This is a genomic window from Pseudomonas fragariae (ex Marin et al. 2024) (assembly GCF_059621105.1).
Genome location: NZ_CM184369.1, coordinates 5904819 through 5923573, shown reverse-complemented (window position 1 = coordinate 5923573; position 18755 = coordinate 5904819). Strand labels below are relative to the sequence as shown.

At 57.2% G+C, this 18755-nt stretch carries 19 protein-coding genes, 2 tRNA genes and 1 pseudogene; 5 read left to right on the top strand and 17 right to left on the bottom strand.

The window, feature by feature from the left end; all coding sequences use genetic code 11:
- Positions 1-68 precede the first annotated feature (68 nt).
- Positions 69-557, top strand: coding sequence for a type III secretion system effector AvrPto1 (avrPto1, locus tag AC54XV_RS25735; RefSeq protein ID WP_496717430.1), 489 nt, complete (start codon positions 69-71; stop codon positions 555-557).
- 337 nt (positions 558-894) lie between these two features.
- Here avrPto1 and AC54XV_RS25730 read toward each other — a convergent pair.
- From AC54XV_RS25730 to AC54XV_RS25715, 4 genes and pseudogenes are all read right to left on the bottom strand, one after another.
- Positions 895-1170, bottom strand: a pseudogene (locus AC54XV_RS25730) (hypothetical protein); the annotation flags it as partial.
- Complete coding sequence (locus AC54XV_RS25725; RefSeq protein ID WP_496717428.1) at positions 1170-1424, bottom strand: hypothetical protein; 255 nt, start codon at positions 1422-1424, stop codon at positions 1170-1172. The pseudogene AC54XV_RS25730 and the gene AC54XV_RS25725, both read right to left, overlap by 1 nt.
- 518 nt (positions 1425-1942) lie before the next feature.
- Positions 1943-2413: a hypothetical protein gene (locus AC54XV_RS25720; RefSeq protein ID WP_011269305.1), complete on the bottom strand. Its 471-nt coding sequence runs from the start codon at positions 2411-2413 to the stop codon at positions 1943-1945.
- Positions 2414-2993: 580 nt separating this feature from the next.
- Positions 2994-3069: transfer RNA gene (locus AC54XV_RS25715), tRNA-Thr, on the bottom strand.
- Between the two features lie 757 nt (positions 3070-3826).
- Here AC54XV_RS25715 and AC54XV_RS25710 point away from each other — a divergent pair.
- Together AC54XV_RS25710 and AC54XV_RS25705 are read left to right on the top strand one after the other, a co-directional pair.
- The gene (locus AC54XV_RS25710; protein ID WP_496718999.1) at positions 3827-4843 is read left to right on the top strand and encodes a J domain-containing protein; all 1017 of its coding nucleotides are present in this window, start codon (positions 3827-3829) and stop codon (positions 4841-4843) included.
- 436 nt (positions 4844-5279) lie between these two features.
- Positions 5280-5606: a DUF6124 family protein gene (locus AC54XV_RS25705; protein WP_003434742.1), complete on the top strand. Its 327-nt coding sequence runs from the start codon at positions 5280-5282 to the stop codon at positions 5604-5606.
- A gap of 296 nt (positions 5607-5902) precedes the next feature.
- Here AC54XV_RS25705 and AC54XV_RS25700 read toward each other — a convergent pair whose 3' ends face one another.
- From AC54XV_RS25700 to AC54XV_RS25680, 5 genes are all read right to left on the bottom strand, one after another.
- Positions 5903-7174, bottom strand: coding sequence for a methyltransferase (locus AC54XV_RS25700; protein ID WP_496717426.1), 1272 nt, complete (start codon positions 7172-7174; stop codon positions 5903-5905).
- Position 7175: 1 nt separating this feature from the next.
- Entirely contained in the window at positions 7176-7865 is a 690-nt protein-coding gene (locus AC54XV_RS25695) for an ABC transporter permease (protein ID WP_003318320.1), read from the bottom strand.
- A complete protein-coding gene (locus AC54XV_RS25690) occupies positions 7862-8557 on the bottom strand; it encodes an ABC transporter permease (protein ID WP_496717424.1) in 696 nt (231 codons plus the stop codon). The genes AC54XV_RS25695 and AC54XV_RS25690 overlap by 4 nt, the downstream gene beginning before the upstream one ends.
- 66 nt (positions 8558-8623) lie before the next feature.
- Positions 8624-9388: an ABC transporter substrate-binding protein gene (locus AC54XV_RS25685; protein WP_032655861.1), complete on the bottom strand. Its 765-nt coding sequence runs from the start codon at positions 9386-9388 to the stop codon at positions 8624-8626.
- Between the two features lie 13 nt (positions 9389-9401).
- Positions 9402-10175, bottom strand: coding sequence for an ABC transporter ATP-binding protein (locus AC54XV_RS25680; protein WP_004407276.1), 774 nt, complete (start codon positions 10173-10175; stop codon positions 9402-9404).
- Between the two features lie 525 nt (positions 10176-10700).
- Here AC54XV_RS25680 and gabP point away from each other — a divergent pair.
- Positions 10701-12092, top strand: coding sequence for a GABA permease (gabP, locus tag AC54XV_RS25675; protein WP_496717422.1), 1392 nt, complete (start codon positions 10701-10703; stop codon positions 12090-12092).
- Positions 12093-12149: 57 nt separating this feature from the next.
- On the opposite strand, the gene AC54XV_RS25670 is transcribed toward gabP, so the two are convergent.
- From AC54XV_RS25670 to AC54XV_RS25660, 3 genes are all read right to left on the bottom strand, one after another.
- Positions 12150-12635 carry a hypothetical protein gene (locus tag AC54XV_RS25670; protein ID WP_004407280.1) on the bottom strand — a complete coding sequence of 162 codons (486 nt, stop codon included), beginning with the start codon at positions 12633-12635 and terminating at the stop codon, positions 12150-12152.
- A gap of 143 nt (positions 12636-12778) precedes the next feature.
- Positions 12779-14125: a methyl-accepting chemotaxis protein gene (locus tag AC54XV_RS25665; RefSeq protein WP_103378611.1), complete on the bottom strand. Its 1347-nt coding sequence runs from the start codon at positions 14123-14125 to the stop codon at positions 12779-12781.
- Positions 14126-14437: 312 nt separating this feature from the next.
- Positions 14438-14716 (bottom strand): lipoprotein, encoded by a 279-nt coding sequence (locus tag AC54XV_RS25660; protein WP_003318312.1) that lies wholly within the window; start codon positions 14714-14716, stop codon positions 14438-14440.
- A 217-nt stretch (positions 14717-14933) separates the two neighbouring features.
- On the opposite strand from AC54XV_RS25660, the gene AC54XV_RS25655 reads away from it, so the two are divergent.
- Positions 14934-15152, top strand: coding sequence for a ribbon-helix-helix domain-containing protein (locus tag AC54XV_RS25655; protein WP_235203238.1), 219 nt, complete (start codon positions 14934-14936; stop codon positions 15150-15152).
- Positions 15153-15245: 93 nt separating this feature from the next.
- Here the strand turns inward: AC54XV_RS25655 and AC54XV_RS25650 are convergent, their stop codons facing one another.
- From AC54XV_RS25650 to mutY, 5 genes are all read right to left on the bottom strand, one after another.
- Positions 15246-15614, bottom strand: a complete 369-nt coding sequence (locus AC54XV_RS25650; RefSeq protein WP_024642268.1) for a hypothetical protein — start codon at positions 15612-15614, stop codon at positions 15246-15248.
- A complete protein-coding gene (locus AC54XV_RS25645; protein WP_011269295.1) occupies positions 15614-16735 on the bottom strand; it encodes a hypothetical protein in 1122 nt (373 codons plus the stop codon). Before AC54XV_RS25645 ends, AC54XV_RS25650 begins: the two co-directional genes overlap by 1 nt.
- Positions 16736-17195: 460 nt before the next feature.
- Positions 17196-17271 (bottom strand) — tRNA-Phe (locus AC54XV_RS25640).
- Positions 17272-17372: 101 nt separating this feature from the next.
- Positions 17373-17645 carry an oxidative damage protection protein gene (locus AC54XV_RS25635; RefSeq protein WP_002555777.1) on the bottom strand — a complete coding sequence of 91 codons (273 nt, stop codon included), beginning with the start codon at positions 17643-17645 and terminating at the stop codon, positions 17373-17375.
- Positions 17642-18709: an A/G-specific adenine glycosylase gene (gene mutY / locus AC54XV_RS25630; RefSeq protein WP_011269294.1), complete on the bottom strand. Its 1068-nt coding sequence runs from the start codon at positions 18707-18709 to the stop codon at positions 17642-17644. Before mutY ends, AC54XV_RS25635 begins: the two co-directional genes overlap by 4 nt.
- Positions 18710-18755: the final 46 nt, after the last annotated feature.

Sequence of the window (18755 nt, the reverse complement as noted above, 5' to 3'; positions counted from 1 at the left end):
GGAACCAAACCGCTCCCTATGACCACTCAAGTGGCGTCATAAATGCTGTACTTGAAGAGGGTATACGAATGGGAAATATATGTGTCGGCGGATCCAGGATGGCCCATCAGGTGAACTCCCCAGACCGAGTTAGTAATAACTCGGGTGACGAAGATAACGTAACTTCCAATCAGCTTCTGAGCGTCAGACATCAACTTGCGGAGTCTGCTGGTCTACCAAGAGATCAGCATGAATTTATTAGTAGTCAAGCACCTCAAAGCCTGAGAAACCGCTACAACAATCTTTACTCACATACGCAAAGAACACTGGATTTTGCGGACATGCAGCATAGGTTCATGACGGGAGCGTCAGGAATCAATCCGGGAATGCTGCCACGTGAGAATGTGGACGATATGCGTAGCGCTATATCTGATTGGAGTGACATGCGCGAAGCTCTGCAGCACGCAATGGGTATCCATGCTGACATCCCAGCGTCTCCAGAGCGATTTATTGTGACTATGAACCCGAGCGGATCAATTCGAATGTCAACACTTTCTCCTAGCCCGTACCGTAACTAGCAATGATGTCAAGCCGTGTGTGGCGTCATGATGTCTGCGCACACGGCCTGCATCTGTGATGCAATCCGTTGTGATCGCCTGATCTAAAATTCTACGTATTTACAGATGAGTGCAGAGGTTCTTCGGTGGGTCACAACGGGCGATAGACAAAACTAAAGAGCAGTTAATTATAAGATGTGTCTTTAGAAGAACTGGAGTGTAGCAGCGCTTAACAGCACTACGATTAAAAAAGTATCACCCCTTTTAAGAGGGAGGTGTATTCATTCAGTAATATAATATTTCCTTGTGAACCAAAATACTCCGCGTCGCAGCATGCTGCGATATTCTCAATAACACAAGCCTGCGCGTAGGCACAGCCGCCGACGTATTCAATACCACTGAGCACAAACCGTTGTGGGCCATTGGTGGCCAATGTGACGTCCACCAGCTCCGGAAGCCGCTGTTCCTCTTTTGGGCATGCCTGCCTAAAGCCAGGCAATGTTTGCATGCCTGCCTAAATATTCGCAGTGAGTCGATCGGACTATCACGTTCCCTTGTATCGCTTCGTCCCGCTCCCTCTCTCTCGGTTCCAACGCTATACCCTTGCGCCTCTTGGAATGACCAAGACCTGCATCAGGCGGCACTTTCTGATGCAGGGAGGTATAGCTGCTCCTCAATTGCATATGCGAGCGCTCCGTCAGCGAGTTCCAGCATGTCGCTGTACTCCTCTGCGTTCACGATTTGCGAGGTATGCAGAGCGCAAGCACGTTGCAGCAGCAATATGTGATGGACTCCGGGACAAGCGAGCAACGCAGTGATGTCCTCAAGCAACGCGACCCATGCATCAACCTCTGCTTTTTTCTCTGTGATAACCACTGCCGTGACCATCTGACCTCCGAATTTAACTGTATGTGCGTACAGTGGCTTGGCTTGCTTTGGCTTCGCCGCCACTCTCCGATAGAAGGACTGAATCTCAGATGATCTTGGCTTGAGGGAAAATTGGCCTAGGAATAAAAAAACGCAAGGAAAAGCACTTATCCCCCTCCCGCCGACGGGCTTCGCGTCCGTTTTTTTTGCAAATCTCGATGCAGTGCAATAGCCCTTCAAGCCCAAGCGGGCCGTGGGCCTCTGCGGCTGATCAGCCATTTCACAGAGTGCAAAGTTTTGCAGAGGAATGCAGTGGGATTGCACTGTGGACCTTGGAAAAGCATTCAGGAGCTACGTGCAGAAGCCCCCGGTTTCTCTGGGTGAAAAACTAAAAAAGACCCTGAGGCCAGGGTTTTCGAAATCAGGATCGATCAAATCGCACGCCGATTTCGGTCATAGCCTCGTTCGCAGTGGATGGGCTGAAAGCCCTGAGCGACAAGGCTCGTAGGTCAGTTTGGAGGTTTCACTGCGTTACACAGTTACTCACGGGCTTGAAAAACCATACACCTGACTGTTTTCTTCAATAAAACACTGGCCACGTTCTTGTTGGCCTCGACGAATTTCGGCTTAACGGACTCGGTTAGAAATCTGCGGAGAGATGAGTCGATCTGTAGCCCGCAACCATGCTTGTCAAGACGTGATTGCAGATCTTTGAAGTTGATCGCGAGCAACGACTCGGGTGCCGCCGAATGGTTGTACTGTTCGCCTTTGCCATCCAGTAGGTCGAGTGCTGACCAGAAGGGAATCAATGCGTCCTCAGCTGATTGTTCGGGCAAGCCAATGGTATCGAGGGCAGGTATCGGCATGCAGAGCAGCGCAGAAAAATGGGCGAGCTGGTCATAGATCGCCGAACGAAGCGCCATGCTCCTGGTTCGATTCAACTCCCTCAGGAGGAAAACTCGATGGCGGGACAACGCGATCTGGTCAGTGACGCATAAATCCTCGGACATGTTGATCTCCTATGCCCCGACCGGGTCGATGGCGCTGAAACGTGACCGGAAGGTGGGATTTCGTTCTGAAAATAGGGGTGGGGTAAAAAAAATAGCGATATTAGCTAGATGTGAGGAAAAAGGGGCTGGAGGCCCCGGTTTCGCTGGGTCCTTCATATAGCAGGGGATAGCGATATGGTAGCTATATGAATAGCGATATTTTACCAAACCCCCGGAATCATTGGGTTTTAAGGAAGGTAAATATTACTGTTCATAAAGGTAATATTATCGCCTTCATATCGCTTCAATATCGCTATTTCCCCAAAACGCTGAGAGCCTTGTTTTACAAGGGCTGTAGCCGTTTTCAGCAAAGCATATTACTAATATCGCTCTTTTTTTCTGCCCCAGCAAATTTTGAGACGCTGCCCTTGGGTGGGCTGCTTGGGGAGGTGCGGACGTGTGTTGGCGTGTGCGCTTTTGCCGACGCGAGTAATCACGTCTAAGGCCTGGTCAGGCGCAGTGAAAGGATGGCTTGTTACGTGGCTTGTTACGTGTACCGCAAAAAACAAGGGCCTGCATCGCTGCAAGCCCTTGATTTATATGGTGCCGGCACCAGGAGTCGAACCCGGGACCTACTGATTACAAGTCAGTTGCTCTACCAACTGAGCTATACCGGCTAATGGGCTGCGAGTATATAGAGTCTGATGCGCTTGTAAAGCATAGCTGTCTGATTCAGTTGAAAAAAATCGACCATTGGCGCCTCGGGTCGGATGCGGGCGGGTGGTGGTGCAGGACGTGTCCTTCGGTTTTGACAGATTGGTCTGTGTGGTGGGGCGGATGGCGTTGAATTCGGGCGTTGATTTTGCCTTTGGCGCTCGTCGCTTGTGCCTGACAGAACGCTGGATTTTTAACCTGGTCGCGCAAACCAATGGGTCCAGCGTTGATGGCGATTTGGCGTACGAACAGGCACCCATCCGACCCCGCCATTTTTGGGCAGTTGCGGGGCAGGAGGGCTTTGCATAGGCTTGTTCTCAACGGCCCAGGCTACTGAGTCAGCAGCACGGGTCGTTAGCTTTTCAGCCATGCAGATAAAGGACTATCTGATGAGTGATGCGATGGATCGTAACCGGGTTTGGGGTGTTGTATGCCGCAGGCTGGTCATTCGCTGAAGAGTTGTTGAAGGATATTTGCACATGCGCCTGGCCTGTCGGCTTTGCGCAGGGTGGGGCTGAGGATGGCTGTCTGAATCGCATGAATGTGCGTCTGGATGCCGACGAAGGCTTCATCGATGTTTCAAGAAATGCCCGGATCCTCTGGATTCGGGCATTTTCTTGTGCGCTGGTTGCTGTTGCGTCGGATTTGCACTGGAGCTACCGGCTTTTTGGCCGATACAACTGTATCGAAAATGGCAGTCAGCCATGGACAGCAAGTGCAATGCAGAGAACGCCTACGCATTACGAGCTGCTGAGTGTTGCTCGCGATGCCTCTCCTGAGCAGATCAAGAAGGCTTATCGCAAGCTGGCGCAGAAGCTGCACCCGGACAGGAATCCAGATCCTTACGCCTCGGACATGATGGGCGTCGTCAACGCGTCTCACGATGTGCTGGCTGACCCTTCGCGGCGTGCGGCTTATGATGCGCAGCTCGCTGCCAATGAGCACAAGGCGCGTATGGACGCTGCGCGCCGCAAGCAGGCGCATGCGGCGCGTGGGCAGGCGGTGCATGTGTATGCCGCCACTTCTGCAGCGACTGCTGCTGCGCCGTCTCAGGCGGCTCGTTCGGGACCGGCGCCCAAGTCCTCTTCCTACGCTTCTGCATCTCCTTCCCGTGACAGGCGTCGTCGCAGTGCGTGGCGTTGGGCGCTGTTGTTTGTGGTTTTCTGCGCGGGTGGCGCGTGGATGGGCTACGAACCGGGTGCAGGCAAGTCGTTTGTGCCGTCGGAGCCTGCGCCGGTTGCGCAGACGTGGGTCAAGCCCGCGCCTGCCGAGCCGGTCGAGGAGCCTGTAGCGAGCCCGGCCAAATCGGTGGATGCGGCGGCGTCCGAGTGTGGCGTGCCGGCGCTCGATCCGATGGGCGCGCCGTGGCCGGACAAGGCGGGTTATGTGAAGGACATGCCGGTGCTCAAGGACAACGGCTGGTCGCAGATCACTGTGGATAACTCGGCGGGCGAGTCGGCGGTGTATGCCAAGGTTACGGATGCGGTGGGGCGCAGGGCGTTTCGGCATGCGTTTGTGCCGGCCGGGGCGGTGTTTGTGTTCGCCAAGATGGACCCGGGGCTGTACCTGCTCAAGTACAAGATGATGAGTACGGGCTGTGCCTTTGCGTCGGGGCGGATTTTGCTGGAGGAGACGCCGATGGGCAGTCAGATCAAGTCCAGTGCCTACAAGCTGACGTTGCGCAAGCTGCAGAACCGCAGTGTGCCGTTTGCGCGGTTGAAGGATGATCAGTTTTAGTCGTGAGTCATGACAGGAATGCGGCGCTGCGTATTCAGTCTTCGCGAACAAGTTCGCTCCTACGGCCTTCGGCCAGAATCAAAGCGTCGTACTGTGAACTCACCTTTTGCAACGCTTTCAGGCGCGTTTTTGCAGGCACCGTCTCTTTCTTTTGAAGGACATTTCCGAGAGAATCCCCGACCGCTTGCGCCCCTCTATCTGGGCTTCTACTCTCCGCCCGTCGCTGCCTATCAGCGATCGGGTTTAGTAGCCCGTAGTGAGTTAAGGCGTAACACAGCCGCGTTTCATTAGGCTTCGTCCTGATGCTATGGCGACTGTGCGCTTGGCACCTTCGGGTGCGCCGGTTCTTAGCTCACCGGTCTACTAACTCGCGTACAGTTGCCGCCTTTTCGTTTAGTAGCGAAATGGCAGCGACTTCAATAGAAGGAGCTAAAGCATGGTCAAAGTAACCCCCGATCCGCCCAACAAACCGTCCAGCGCAGCACCGGTCTTCGACAAGGCTGTGGTCAAGCGCGCCATGGAGTGTTACCTGCCAATCTCCCGACCGGCCAAGGAACCCCACGACAGCAAGTTCGACTTCATCAGCCTGGAAGCCACCCTGGTGCACGCGCTGGATTTCCTGCGCTGCGCATCGGCCACCGCTCACGAACTCGGCGATGAACTGACCGGTTCGCAGCGCGATCTGGCGTTCGCTTCCATGCACATGCTGGAAATGGCCAAGGTCATGGTCGAGCGCTCGCTGGAGTGTGTCGAAGAGGTCTGAAATTTTGCGCCCCGACAGCTCGTGCACAGGCGTCTGCGTGTGCACGATTGAGCCGCGCAAAACGCTTGCGCCAGAGCCTTTACCAAATCTTTATGCACAATTTGCCGATAAAGTTTTGCGCAGCCGGGTGATTATGTGCAGTCGGGTGCATTGAGCCGCAAGGCATTGTTTTTGCGGGTTACGGGAAGGATGGCGGAAAAAAATAAGGGGCTTCAGTAACTGGCGCGCCAAGCTTTAACGCACTCATCCACATTTTCATCAACAGACTTATCCACAGGTTGCTCAACCGATTTCAGTCACGATTTTCGGGCCAGAATCAGCAGGTTGCGCGGTGTAATCCGGCTGTCACAGAAAGTGCCAACGCTCACGCTGTAACCCTGCTCGCGCACGTACATCGCCCTGTCCAGCACCAGCCACATCTCCAACGGACGCCGAAACAGATCGCGGACCAGTTCCAGGTTGCGCACTTCGGCCAGTCTTTTCCAGCCTGCGGCTTCCAGCGCAGCCCAGTCCTGCTGGCCCGGTGCAGGCAGATGCTTGAGTTTTGCCAGATGGTTGCAGTAGTCCGCGTAGGGTGCATCCAGCCATGACGTCGGCAGCGAGGGTGTGGGCAAGTAGTCATCGATGCCGCGCAGGCGGCGCTGCAGCAGGTCGAAGCCCAGGCGGCGGGCCATCGAGATGTCGCGTTGACGACGTACGCGCGCGCCCGCTGTCACGGTTTCACTGAGCGGCAGGCCGAGCTCGTCTCGCGACAGCTTCAGGCCGGACGCCTTGCCCTCGCTGGACAGCGCCTGATAAAGGTCGTGCCGGGTACGGTTGTAGCAGCACGGCGCAATCGCCATACGCCGACAGCCCGTCTGGCTGGCCAGCTCCATCAACTGAATGTGCAGGTCGCCGCAGGCATGCAGCGCCACAGGCGTATGTTCGGGTTGCAGGTAGCGCCACGTATCGTCGGCCATGACATCCTGCTGCACATGTCTGGCGTCGATGCCTTGCCGCGTGCTCAGGGCCAGGCCTGCTTCGATCAGCGCCGGATCATTCTCCAGACAGGTCAGACGCTGGCCGGGCCCGGTCAGGCGGCGCCCCAGGTGGCCTTTGCCAGCGCACCAGTCCAGCCAGTGAGTCGCGCTGTCACGCATGTCCAGATGGCTGGCGAAGGCTTCGATCTGCTGCCACTTGCGCCCCGGCACATCGACGCTCATGCGCGCCTCGACTGGCTGCAGGGCGTGCACGGGCAGTTCGGCGACGTGGCTCAGCGCGACCGCTTCGGCGGCCAGTTGCTTGAACGGGAAGGGCGCGTCGAGGTGTTCCGGGTGATTGTGCGCGGCCTCGGCCTGTTCCAGCGTGCGTTGCCGCAGCCAGAGCGCGAGGTCCGGGTATTTGTCTTCCCAAGGCAGGGAGAGGTGCGTGAACGGCTTGGGCCGCCACAAGGCCTGATGCGCGAACAGGAAGCTGTCCAGCGCACCGAAGTGGCTGCCGAGGTGTTCATCCTGCAAGCGAGGTTCAGAGGGCATGGTGGCGGACTCGTATGGCAAGGTGCTGACTGGATCGACGCCAGCACCTTTCATATCAGCGCCCTTGGCTTGCGTCTACACGCAATAGTTTTTCCAGCAGCCGGAAGCCCTGCACCAGCACGAAGGTCATGACCAGGTAGAACATGCCGGCGGCGAAGAAGATTTCCACCGGCAGGTAGGTGCGGGCGATGATCGTGCGCGCCATGCCGGTCAGTTCCAGCAGGGTGACGGTGCTGGCCAGCGCACTGGCCTTGAGCATCAGGATCACTTCATTGCTGTAGGCCGGCAGGCCGATGCGTGCTGCGCGTGGCAGGACGATATAGAACAGCGCCTTCCATTTCGACATGCCCAGCGCCCGTGCCGCTTCGACTTCACCTGGCGGCACAGCCTGCATGGCGCCACGCAGGATCTCGGCGATGTAGGCGGCGGTGTGCAGGGTCATGGTCACCACGGCACACCAGAACGGGTCGCGCAGGTACGGCCACAGCGCACTCTGGCGCACCGACTCGAACTGCGCCAGCCCGTAATAGACCAGGAACAGTTGCACCAGCAGTGGTGTGCCGCGGAAGAAAAAGATGTAGGCGTAGGGCAGGGCGCGCACCGGCCAGTGCCGCGATGCGCGGGCGATGCCCATCGGGATGGCAAGGATCAGCCCGGCGATGACGGCAATCGCCACCAGTTCCAGGGTCAGGGTTGCGCCCTGTGCCAGGCGTGGCAGCCACTTGATGATGACTTCCCAGTTCATGACGCGCTCCTCAGAAAGCCGCGACTGGCGCGTTTTTCAAGGAAGTACATGCCGGCCATGGCCAGCACGGTCAGGCCCAGGTACATGAAGGCCGCGACCATGTAGAAGGTGAACGCTTGCTTGGTGAAGCCCACGGCGATCTGCGCGTGGCGCATGATTTCTTCCAGGCCGATCACCGAGACCAGCGCGGTGTCTTTCATCAGAATCATGAACAGGTTGCCCAGGCCGGGCAGGGCGATGCGCCACATCTGCGGCAGGACCAGTTTGAAAAGGATGCGCGAGCGTGACATGCCCAGCGCGAGCCCGGCTTCGCGGTGGCCTTTGGGGATGGCCAGAATCGCGCCGCGAAACACTTCGGTCGCGTAGGCACCGAAGCAAATGCCCAGGGCGATGACCCCGGCAGCAAAGGCGCTGAGGGCCAGGTCGGGAATGTCGAACAGTTTGCCCAGGTCGCGCATACCGTTGACGGTGCCGAAGTAAATCAGCAACACCCAAAGCAGTTCGGGAATGCCGCGTACCAGGGTCGAGTAGGTACTGCCCAGCCATTGCAGCGGCTTGTAGGGCGAGGTCTTGGCCAAGGCGCCGAGCAGTCCGAGCACCAGCCCCAGGCACAGGGCCGAGAGAGCAAGCTGGACCGTCATCAGCGCGCCAGCCGCAAGGGCCGGGCCGAATCCGTGGAGATCAATGTTCATGGGCAGGCTTTGTCAGGGCCGGTCGCCGCGCTTCGACAGCAAGCGGCGGCGACGCGGTCAGGTGAATCAGAGGATGCTGAAAGGGAAATACTTGTCGTTGATCTTCTTGTAGGTGCCGTCAGCGATGATTTCTTTCAGGGCCGCGTTCAGGCGCTCGCGCAGGGCGTCGTCACCCTTGCGCACGGCGATGCCGATCTTGTCGTCTTCCACGACAGGCTCGCCCTTGAACTCGAAGTGCTGACCGGCTTCGCTTTTCAGCCACTCGAAGCTGACGTATTTGTCGGCCAGCATGGCGTCGACGCGACCGGAGGACAGGTCGAGGAAGGCGTTTTCCTGAGTGTCATAGAGTTTGGCGTCCATGATCCCGAGCTTGTCTTCCAGCCAGGTGGCGGCCAGTGTCGAGCGCTGTGCACCCACTGACTTGCCGACAAGGCTCTCTTTGGCTTTTTCCACGCTCGATACGTCGATCGAGGAGGTTTTCGGCGCGATGAATTGCAGCTTGTTCGAGTAATACGGATTGGTGAAATCGACCACCTGCTTGCGCTCTTCGGTGATCGACAGCGACGAGATCAGGAAGTCGAACTTGTTGGCCATCAACGCCGGGATGATGCCGTCCCAGTCTGACGTCACCGCTTCGCACTCGACTTTCATCTTGGCGCACAGGGCCTGGCCGATTTCATAGTCAAAGCCCACCACCTGGCCACTCGCGTCCTTGTTGTTGAACGGCGGGTAGGCCCCTTCGATGCCCATTTTCATGGTTTCAGCAAAGGCACTGCCGCTGAAGGCAAGGGTGGCCGCTGCGATCAGCAAGATCTTTTTGTACGATTGCATGGGTGTTGCTCCGTTAGCGGTGACTCGACATGAATTGTTTGCACCTTGCCGACAGCGGGTTTTCGAATACTTGCTGCGGTGTGCCCTGTTCTTCGACCATTCCCTGATGCAAAAACACCACTTCACTTGATACCTGACGTGCAAAATTCATTTCGTGGGTTACCAGCAGCATGGTCCGGCCTTCTTCGGCCAGTGCGCGGATGACGCCGAGTACTTCCTGAACCATCTCCGGGTCGAGGGCCGAGGTCGGCTCGTCGAACAGGATAACCCGTGGTTGCATGGCCAGCGTACGCGCAATGGCGGCGCGTTGCTGCTGCCCGCCGGAAAGTTGCGCGGGGTAGGCATGGCGCTTGTCGGCGATACCTACCTTGGCCAGCAGCTCTTCAGCCACCGCAATGGCCTCGGCCTTGCTCTGACCGAGGACGCGACGCGGGGCTTCGATGATGTTATCGAGCACGCTCATGTGCGGCCACAGGTTGAAATTCTGGAACACAAAGCCGATCTGGCTGCGCAGACGATTGATCTGCCGGTTATCGGCGGCAATCAGATCGCCATTGCGCGCTGCCTTGAGCTTCAATTCTTCGCCGGCCACCAGAATCTGGCCCTGATGCGGGTTTTCCAGCAGGTTGATGCAGCGCAGCAACGTGGACTTGCCGGAGCCGGACGAGCCGAGGATCGATATGACGTCGCCGTCGCGAGCCGTCAGCGAGATGCCTTTGAGCACCTCGAGCTGATCGTAGCGCTTGTGCAGGTTGCGGATTTCCAGGGCGGGCGTGGCCTCGGCCATGTGGGGTCCTCGTTGAAGTGTGCGCGCTGGCTGCCAGCGAACGCCAAGCTAGCACAGCGTTTAAAGGACAACCATCGACGTATTGTGTCCAGCGTGGAGGCGCTCGACGGGTTGTCTCATCTGGGCAACGGACGGTCGCAAGAAGGCAAGCACGATGCCCTGTAAAACAGGGGCGTGCGCGAAAAAGGCGCGATGTTGCCAGCTTTGGCCGGGTGTTGGAAGTAGCATTTGCTGAGCGGCGGTCTGATTTCTGCACCATGTTTGCGCTTTGAGGAAGGTTTGGGGCATTTTTGGTGCGTGCATGTAGACGAATCTGAGGCGTTTGGTAACAAATCCTACAGACGGCGCAGAAAAGCCATCGTCCTGCAGGCTTCACGGGTCAAGCCACAGGCCTCGTATTCTCTAAGCGACGTCGTTTTCGAAATATTTTGGCGCAATTCTTGCGTCAAATATAAAGAACGGCACCGTAGGTTTCTTTTTACGTAACGCTCCGGTGTGCCTCGCTCGTCTTGCACAGGTGGTTTTATGAGCAGTACCGCTAACTCTTCCGAGCTCGAACAAGGGCTGAAACCTCGACACATTACGATGCTGTCGATTGCTGGCGTGATTGGCGCCGGGTTGTTCGTCGGCTCCGGCCACGCGATTGCCGAAGCCGGGCCTGCCGTGCTGCTGGCGTATGCCGCGGCGGGTACGCTGGTGGTACTGGTGATGCGCATGCTGGCCGAAATGGCCGTTGCCTCGCCGGATACCGGTTCGTTTTCAACCTATGCCGACCGCGCTATCGGCCACTGGGCCGGTTTCACCATCGGCTGGTTGTACTGGTGGTTCTGGGTGCTGGTGATTCCACTGGAAGCCAACGCCGCTGCAACCATTCTGCATGCCTGGTTCCCCAATATCGCGATCTGGGTGTTCACGCTGGTCATCACGCTGGTGTTGACGGCAACCAACCTGTTCAGCGTGAAGAACTACGGTGAATTCGAGTTCTGGTTCGCGCTGATCAAGGTCGTGGCAATCATCGCGTTTGTGGTGCTGGGTGTTGCGGCGATCTTCGGTCTGCTGCCCACCAGCAACGTCAGCGGTGTCAGCCACCTGTTCGATACCGGCGGCTTCCTGCCAAACGGTATGGGCGCGGTGCTGGCAGCAATGCTGACCACCATGTTCTCGTTCATGGGCACCGAGATTGTGACCATCGCAGCGGCCGAGTCCAAGAACCCTGGCAAGCAGATCACCAAGGCCACCAATTCGGTGATCTGGCGGATCTTCCTGTTCTATCTGGTTTCGATCTTCATCGTGGTGTCGCTGGTGCCGTGGAACGATCCGCGCCTGGCCGAGGTGGGTTCGTATCAGACCGTGCTCGATGCAATGGGCATTCCGAACGCCAAGCTGATTGTCGACCTGGTGGTCCTGGTCGCTGTGACCAGCTGCCTGAACTCGGCCCTGTACACCGCTTCGCGCATGCTGTTCTCGCTGGGCAAGCGCGGCGATGCACCGGCCGTGTCCAAGCGCACCAGCAAGGGCGGTACGCCTCACTGGGCGGTGATCATGTCGACTGCGGCGGCTTTCCTGACCGTGTTCGCCAACTACATCGCGCCGGCGGCCGTGTTTGATTTCCTGCTCGCCAGCTCCGGTGCCATCGCACTGCTGGTGTACCTGGTGATCGCGGTGTCGCAGCTGCGTATGCGCCAGAAGCGTATTGCTGCGGGCGAGGCCATCGACTTCAAGATGTGGCTGTTCCCATGGCTGACCTGGGCAGTGATCGCGTTCATCGTCGCGGTGCTGACCATCATGCTGATGCAGGAAGAGCATCGCCTCGAAATCATCGCCACCGGCGTACTCAGCCTGTTGGTGATCGGCGCTGGCCTGATCGTATCGCGTCGTCGCAAGGACGGTCGCGTGGGCGCTGCTGCGCTGGGTTGATCGCGCCCTTGGGCTCATGACCCTCGTGCCAATGCCGCGCATTGGCACGAGCTTCCATCAGCGTGCGGCCCTGGTCTCCCTCTTCATCAGCAGGCCGGACGCCAGGGTGTAATCCTTCTGGAAGGCAGGGCTTTCGATCCACTCGATCGCGCTGTCTTCGTCTTCATCGTGGTACATGGCGCGGTACACGATAAGCAGGCCCATCATGAAGTCCGTGGCCGGGTCTTCGTCCTCTTCGGAAATCACCAGTGCCAGCACCGGGTACTGCAGGAAGACGACGCACAGCGCGAGCTGGCTGATGGCCTCGGCTTGCTTCATGGCCGTGAACAGGTCGTCGTAGTCGGCCGGGTCAAAACCGTTCTCGACAATGTCGCTGAAGTCGAAGGTATTGAGGTCGAGTTCAACGTCGTCGAACGGCTGGTTGACCAGCGCCGAGGCGAATACTGGATGAACCAGGCTGGTTGCAGCCTTGCCCGAGCGGTTCTGCTTGGCCTTGATCTTTGCGCGCTTGGCACGTTTTTGCTGCTTGTCTGGCGAGGCCATGAGCGGTCCTTTGGCTGGCGTGGGGTGCAATGGGCGCTATTGAAGCGCAGACGGGCCTGATAACCAAGGTTTGTGCAGTAATCAGCGGTCAATAAAAAACCCGCAGCGCGCGGGTTCTTGATTGGCGCGGCGCTACCGAAGCGTCAACGCTTGCCCGGTTTTGCAAACGCTTCAGCTTCGTCCATGCGCGTGGCGAACATGTTGACGGCCTCGACTGCATCGCTTGCGCCATCGCGGATCTGCACGATCACCTGGCCGGCCTGATCGGCCAGTGTCACACCACGAATGGCACCTTCCTGCGTGGCATCCATGCTGGCCACGGCTTCGCGTGTTTCGGCGAGGATCTTGCCAATCATTTCGGCAATCTCGGTGGTCGAGCCGCTGGTACGTCCCGCCAGTTGCCTGACTTCGTCGGCCACCACGGCAAACCCACGGCCCTGATCCCCCGCGCGTGCCGCCTCGATGGCCGCGTTGAGCGCCAGCAGGTTGGTCTGATCGGCGATGCCGCGAATGGTGTTGACGATGGCGGTGATCTGCTCGGAGCGATCGCCCAGCTGACTCACCAGTTTCGCCGATGCACCGATGTTTTCGGAGATCTGACGCATTTCCCGCGCGGTTTCCTGAATGACCAGGGTTCCCTGCTCGGCCACTTTCTCGGTTTCTGCCGAGATGTGATAAGCGCGCGACGCACCGTGCGCGTCCGCTTCCTGTTTTTCGACGCGCTGGGTAATGTCGCTGGCGAACTTGACGATTTTGTAGAGTTTGCCGTCGACATCGAAAACCGGGTTATACGTCGCTTCCAGCCAGACAACCCGACCCTGTTTGCCGATACGTTTGAACTGGTCGCCGATGAACTCGCCGTGGTTCAGCTTGCGCCAGAACTCGGTGTATTCCGGACTGTTGACCAGTGTCGGCTCGCAGAACGAGCGATGGTGTTTACCCTTGATTTCGGCCAGCGCATAGCCCATGACGTTCAGGAAGTTGTTGTTGGCGGTTATCACATTGCCGTTGGGTTCGAATTCGCAGATAGCCATCGCCCGGTCGACAGCGGCGAGCTTGCTGTTGGTTTCGTTCTCCAGCATCACGCGTGTGGTGACGTCCAGGGCGTACTTGACCACCTTGACGACGTTGCCCTGCGCATCCGTCACCGGGTTGTAGCTGGCTTCGAGCCAGACGCTGTGGCCATTCTTGCCGACGCGTTTGAAGGTGCCCGAGATAAATTTCCCGGCCTTCAAGGATGCCCAGAGATCAGCGTACTCGCGGCTGCGGAGCATTTCCGGCTCGCAGAAGTCGCGATGCGTCTTGGTCGCCAGCTCTTCAGCCCGATAGCCCATCGCCGCGAGGAAGTTATCGTTGGCCCGGAGGATCTTGCCGTCGAGACCCAGCTCGACCACCGCCATCGATTTTTCCAGCGCGCTTGTCAGTCCTTTGAGTCCATCTACCTCGGCCTTCATGGCCGTCAGCTCAGCTTTGTTCTTATTTCCGAACATAACGTGCCCCTAGGTGTGTTTGCGGACTTACTGTGATGAGGCTATCGACACCAGAACCTGTGGCGTTAATGCATGAGTGCAATAATCCTATAAATAAATCAAGTGATTTTTTGGCGTCAGATATTGTGCGATTTTTTTAACGAGAACGGCGCGTCGGGAATGGGGATCGAATCTGTTCGAAAAGGGCTTTGCCCGTCAAATTCCGGGCAAAGAAAAGCCCGCGATGGGGGAGCGGGCTTAAGGATTCACACTTGGGAGCAGCTCTACAATGACGCGGCCGCTGTGAAAACTTTGTGAAGAGTTTTCACTGTTTTACTTTTTTTCAGGCTGAATGGTGTTGGTCACTTCGGAGGTCGGCACGAAGGTCTTCGACTCTTCGGCAGCCGCTTCCTTGGACTCGGCTTTGTCCTTGGCCGCTTCGGTGTTCTCTTTGGCCGCTTCGTTCACTTTGTCCTGAGCAGACTCCATCTTCTCCTGGGATTTCTCCTGATGCGCCTGAGCGTCCTGTGCCTTCTGTTCGGATTTGCTGTCGCAGGCAGCCAGACCCAGAGTGGCGGCGAGGATGAGGGCGGAGGCAGTTAACTTGAGCACGGAATTTTCCTTGTGGAAGCAAATGTATGGCTTCGAGGGTGGGCAGGGAAAATTAGTTCAATGGGATGGAGGTGGCAGGGCTCTGGATGGCTGGTCTTGAGGGGCTCGAAGCTCTGGGCTTCCGCGCTGCTTAACGCATGTGTGAGCATGCCTCTTCCAGGCGAAGGCCTCTCGCAGTCGATAACGATTCTGGAGTTCAATTATGGAGACCGTACGGATGACCGATCAAAAGGGCGCCTTGATAAACGCGCAGACCGACGTAGACGCTTACACCAGCGACAGCGAACATATTCGCGACTTGATTCGTCGCGAACAGGCCCGGAGCGCAGACATCGAAGCCATCCGGCTTGCGCTGATCGAAGGCGAGCCAAGCGGGGAACCTCGTCCATTCAGCGCCGATGAGTTCAAGCAGAGAATGTTGAAGGCAAATGGCTGAGTATCTAGCTCATTTGCTATCACCAACCCTGATTAGGGATGTATCTCTACGGCTTAGCTGAATCAGAGGCTCAAGTCCAGGCCGGGCTCTACGCTATGGCTTATAGAGCCAGTCGCGAGACTCGGCATTAGCCCTAAGGATCTTTGCTTTTTTCTCGATCTCTTTCTTTTCGTAATCACTGAAATCGATCAGGACGTGCTCGGGAAACTCTTCTGGGTCAGCCAAGGTTGGGAGTCCAAGTGCTAGGCACTCTCCCGCGGTGATAGAAACAACGCCTGCAGAACGGCAATCCTCCCTTGCGGTGAAGTGAGCGTACGAAGCGTCTGGCGTAATCAAATCACCGTCATACGAAGAAAGCTTTTTGTCGTCCTTGGGGGTTGGGCGAAATACTTGAGAGGTGATTTTCCCGTCTTGGACAAAGCTAGGGTGAACCTGGCGCAGCAACTGAGTTTGATCATCCATCACACTTCACCCTTTGCCGCCTTGGAAATGAAATCTATTAGCGAATCGACGTCAGCTTTGGCTTCGAGATTCAGCTCCATAAAGGTGTCTGCTCCATCCTGGATGTTAAGCCCATGTAGCTCAGCTGTTTTTTCTTTTGGAAAAATTTCAAGGCTGACGTCTTGGTTGCCTGTCCTCCACTCCAGCTGGAAGCCACCTTCGGCAGTAGGGTAGATAAATGGCGTTGGCAGCGTAGCTGGGTAGTAGTCCCTAAAGAATGACTCTATCCAATCAAACTCTTGAGGGCTGGGAACCACGCCGCGACCGTCAAGCCATCCGACTCGCAAGAGTCTGAGCTCGTCCAGTCGTGCTAGCGGGTCATTAGATTCAATAATGACTGCGTCCTCAATAAGGTCCAGAGAGTGGAGCTTTTCCATTCGGTCGAATCTGCCAACACCCGACACTGAGACTTTAAGGCCTTCACGAAATCCTCGCGTAGCCTCAAGGATGGTGTCGAGATGTATTGCATCCATTTTTGCAGTGATTTTTTTGCTATCGGGTAGCAGCAGCTCAAAGCTCATTTTCGCTTGATCAATCTCAGGTACTAGCCCTCGGACAGTGACTTCATCCGTAAGAACCTGATTCTGTGATGCTAGCAGAAGCCTACGCCGGGTTACCTTTGAAAGCCTGGCAGGCCGATCAGTACCTGGTCTAAATTCCAATACCTCCCCATCACGCAAACCTCTGCCGAATCTGTCGAAATAGCCAAGCAGAGTAGCGGGTATGTGCTCTGTAATCGAAAAACCCTGTTCGGCAGCGTCGATTGCATTGCCGATCGATTGCACCGCTTGAAAGAAATATTCTTCATTAGCAGCAGCAAATAGCCCTGCTGTGGGGTCATTGTATTCGATCACGATGTTGGGGACAGCGCTTCCCTCTCCGACAGAAGACAGGTTTATGGATAAGTGATCCGTAAACCCTTTAGGCGCTCGGACTCTGCCGTGTTGCTGTACGAACTTCCACTTGGCTACGGCCACCACGAATTCTTCGAGGGCTGCCAAATCCTTGAGCAGCTCCAATGGAATCGTATGGTCATCAAACCGTGCGCCGACAAGCCGCGGTGCGACAAATGGCCTTTTCATGCGACGTCCTTTTCTTAAGTCATGACTGTTTTATAGTGGCGCAGGTTGAAAATCCCGCCGCGCCCTACGACACAGCCTCCATTTCGGTGGCAGCAGGTTACTCTGTCATGTGCTAAGAAATTCGAGCAAGCGAAAATATGGTGCCAACGATTTCAGGCGCGCGATTAGCAGTGATGAAGTCAAACCGGGTTGCCACGAAACGGTAGATGCGTCTTGTGTCATGAGCTGGCATCCTCCCGTCCAAGGTATAAGCTTCACTTCGTTTTTGTGGTATCTGACCTTGGTGAGGTGAGCGCTTTGCTGGCTTGTTTTGACTAGATTTCCAGAACGAGCTGGGTCCGCCCTCGATCTTTGTGGCCTGCCGGGGGAGCATCCGCAAACCCCAGACAGCAAAAAGCCCGCACGAGGCGGGCTTTTTGTGTGCTTTCATGTGTGCTTGGCATCACCTGAAAACGGAAGGTGGTGCCCAGAGACGGAATCGAACCGCCGACACGGGGATTTTCAATCCCCTGCTCTACCGACTGAGCTATCTGGGCAACGGGGCGCATTAGACGTGTTTTTCAGGAGGTCGTCAAGCGTGTTTTTTAAAAAATTTGAATTATTACCGACGCTTACGACCTTCACTGCGTGAAACGCTTTATTTTTCGGGGGGAACGTAGCCTTCGGCCTGGGCGTATTCTTCGCCGGAGAGAAACTTGTCCATCTCGGTCTGGAGGAATTTACGGTCCTCGGCGTTCATCATGTTCAGGCGACGCTCGTTGATCAGCAGGGTCTGGTGTTTCTGCCAGTCGGCCCAGGCTTTCTGCGAGACGTGGTTGAAGATGTCTTCGCCCTTGGCTCCCGGATATGGGGCGCGTTCCAGGCCGGGCAGTTCTTCTTTGTATTTGCGGCACATTACGGTGCGGGTCATGACGACTCTCCTGCGTTCAATACGTCGGCTGCGCGTTTGAGCAGCTTTTTCACCGGGGCGGCAAGGCCCAGGCGTGGCGGGGTGGCGAGGTTATACCAGAGCCAGTCGGCCTCGGCCACGTGATCGGCGGACTCGCGGACCTTGACCAGCCAGGGTTCGATGCTCAACTGGAAGTGGCTGAAGGTGTGGATAAGTCCCGGCAGTTCATGGTGCTCGCCCAGTTGCAGCGCGTGTTGCGTGGCCAGGTGCTGAAGGTCATCGAAGTCGTCCAGTTCCGGCAGGCTCCACAGGCCGCCCCACAAGCCACTGGAAGGGCGGCGATAAAGCAGGATCGCGCCGTCTTCGTTGGCGAGCATCGGCATGAGCGTGCGTTTCTGCGGCACGGTCTTGCGTGGCTTGGGGATCGGGTAGCGCGTTTCCAGGCCCAGCATGTGCGCCTCACAACTGCGCTCCAGCGGACAGAGCAGGCAGCTGGGTTTGCTGCGGGTGCAGAGTGTCGCCCCCAGGTCCATCATCGCCTGGGTGTAGTTGTTGACCCGGCTGTGCGGCGTGAAGCGTTCAGCGGTGGCCCACAGCTGCTTGGCCACCTTGGGTTCGCCAGGGTAGCCCTCTTGCGCGGTGAAGCGCGCCAGCACGCGTTTGACGTTGCCATCGAGGATCGGCGCACGAATGCCCATGCTCAGGCTGGCGATTGCGCCTGCGGTGGACAGGCCGATGCCGGGCAGCAGAATGAGTTTTTCGACATCACGGGGAAATTCGCCGCCATGCTCGGCGACGACGATTTTTGCCGTTTTCTGCAGGTTGCGGGCGCGGGTGTAGTAACCCAGCCCGGTCCACAGGTGCAGTACTTCGTCCTCGGGCGCTTCGGCCAGCGCCTGCACGGTCGGCAGGGCCTCCATGAAGCGGTCGAAGTAGCTCAGAACGGTGCTGACCTGAGTCTGCTGCAGCATGATTTCCGATACCCAGACCCGGTACGGCGTGATGTCCTGTTGCCAGGGCAGGTCATGACGGCCATGACGGTCGTACCAGTCCAGCACGGCGCTGGAGAATTGTTCGGGTTGCATGGCCTGGAGGGCTCTCGTCGAGATGTGAGTCGGGATATAAAAGGAG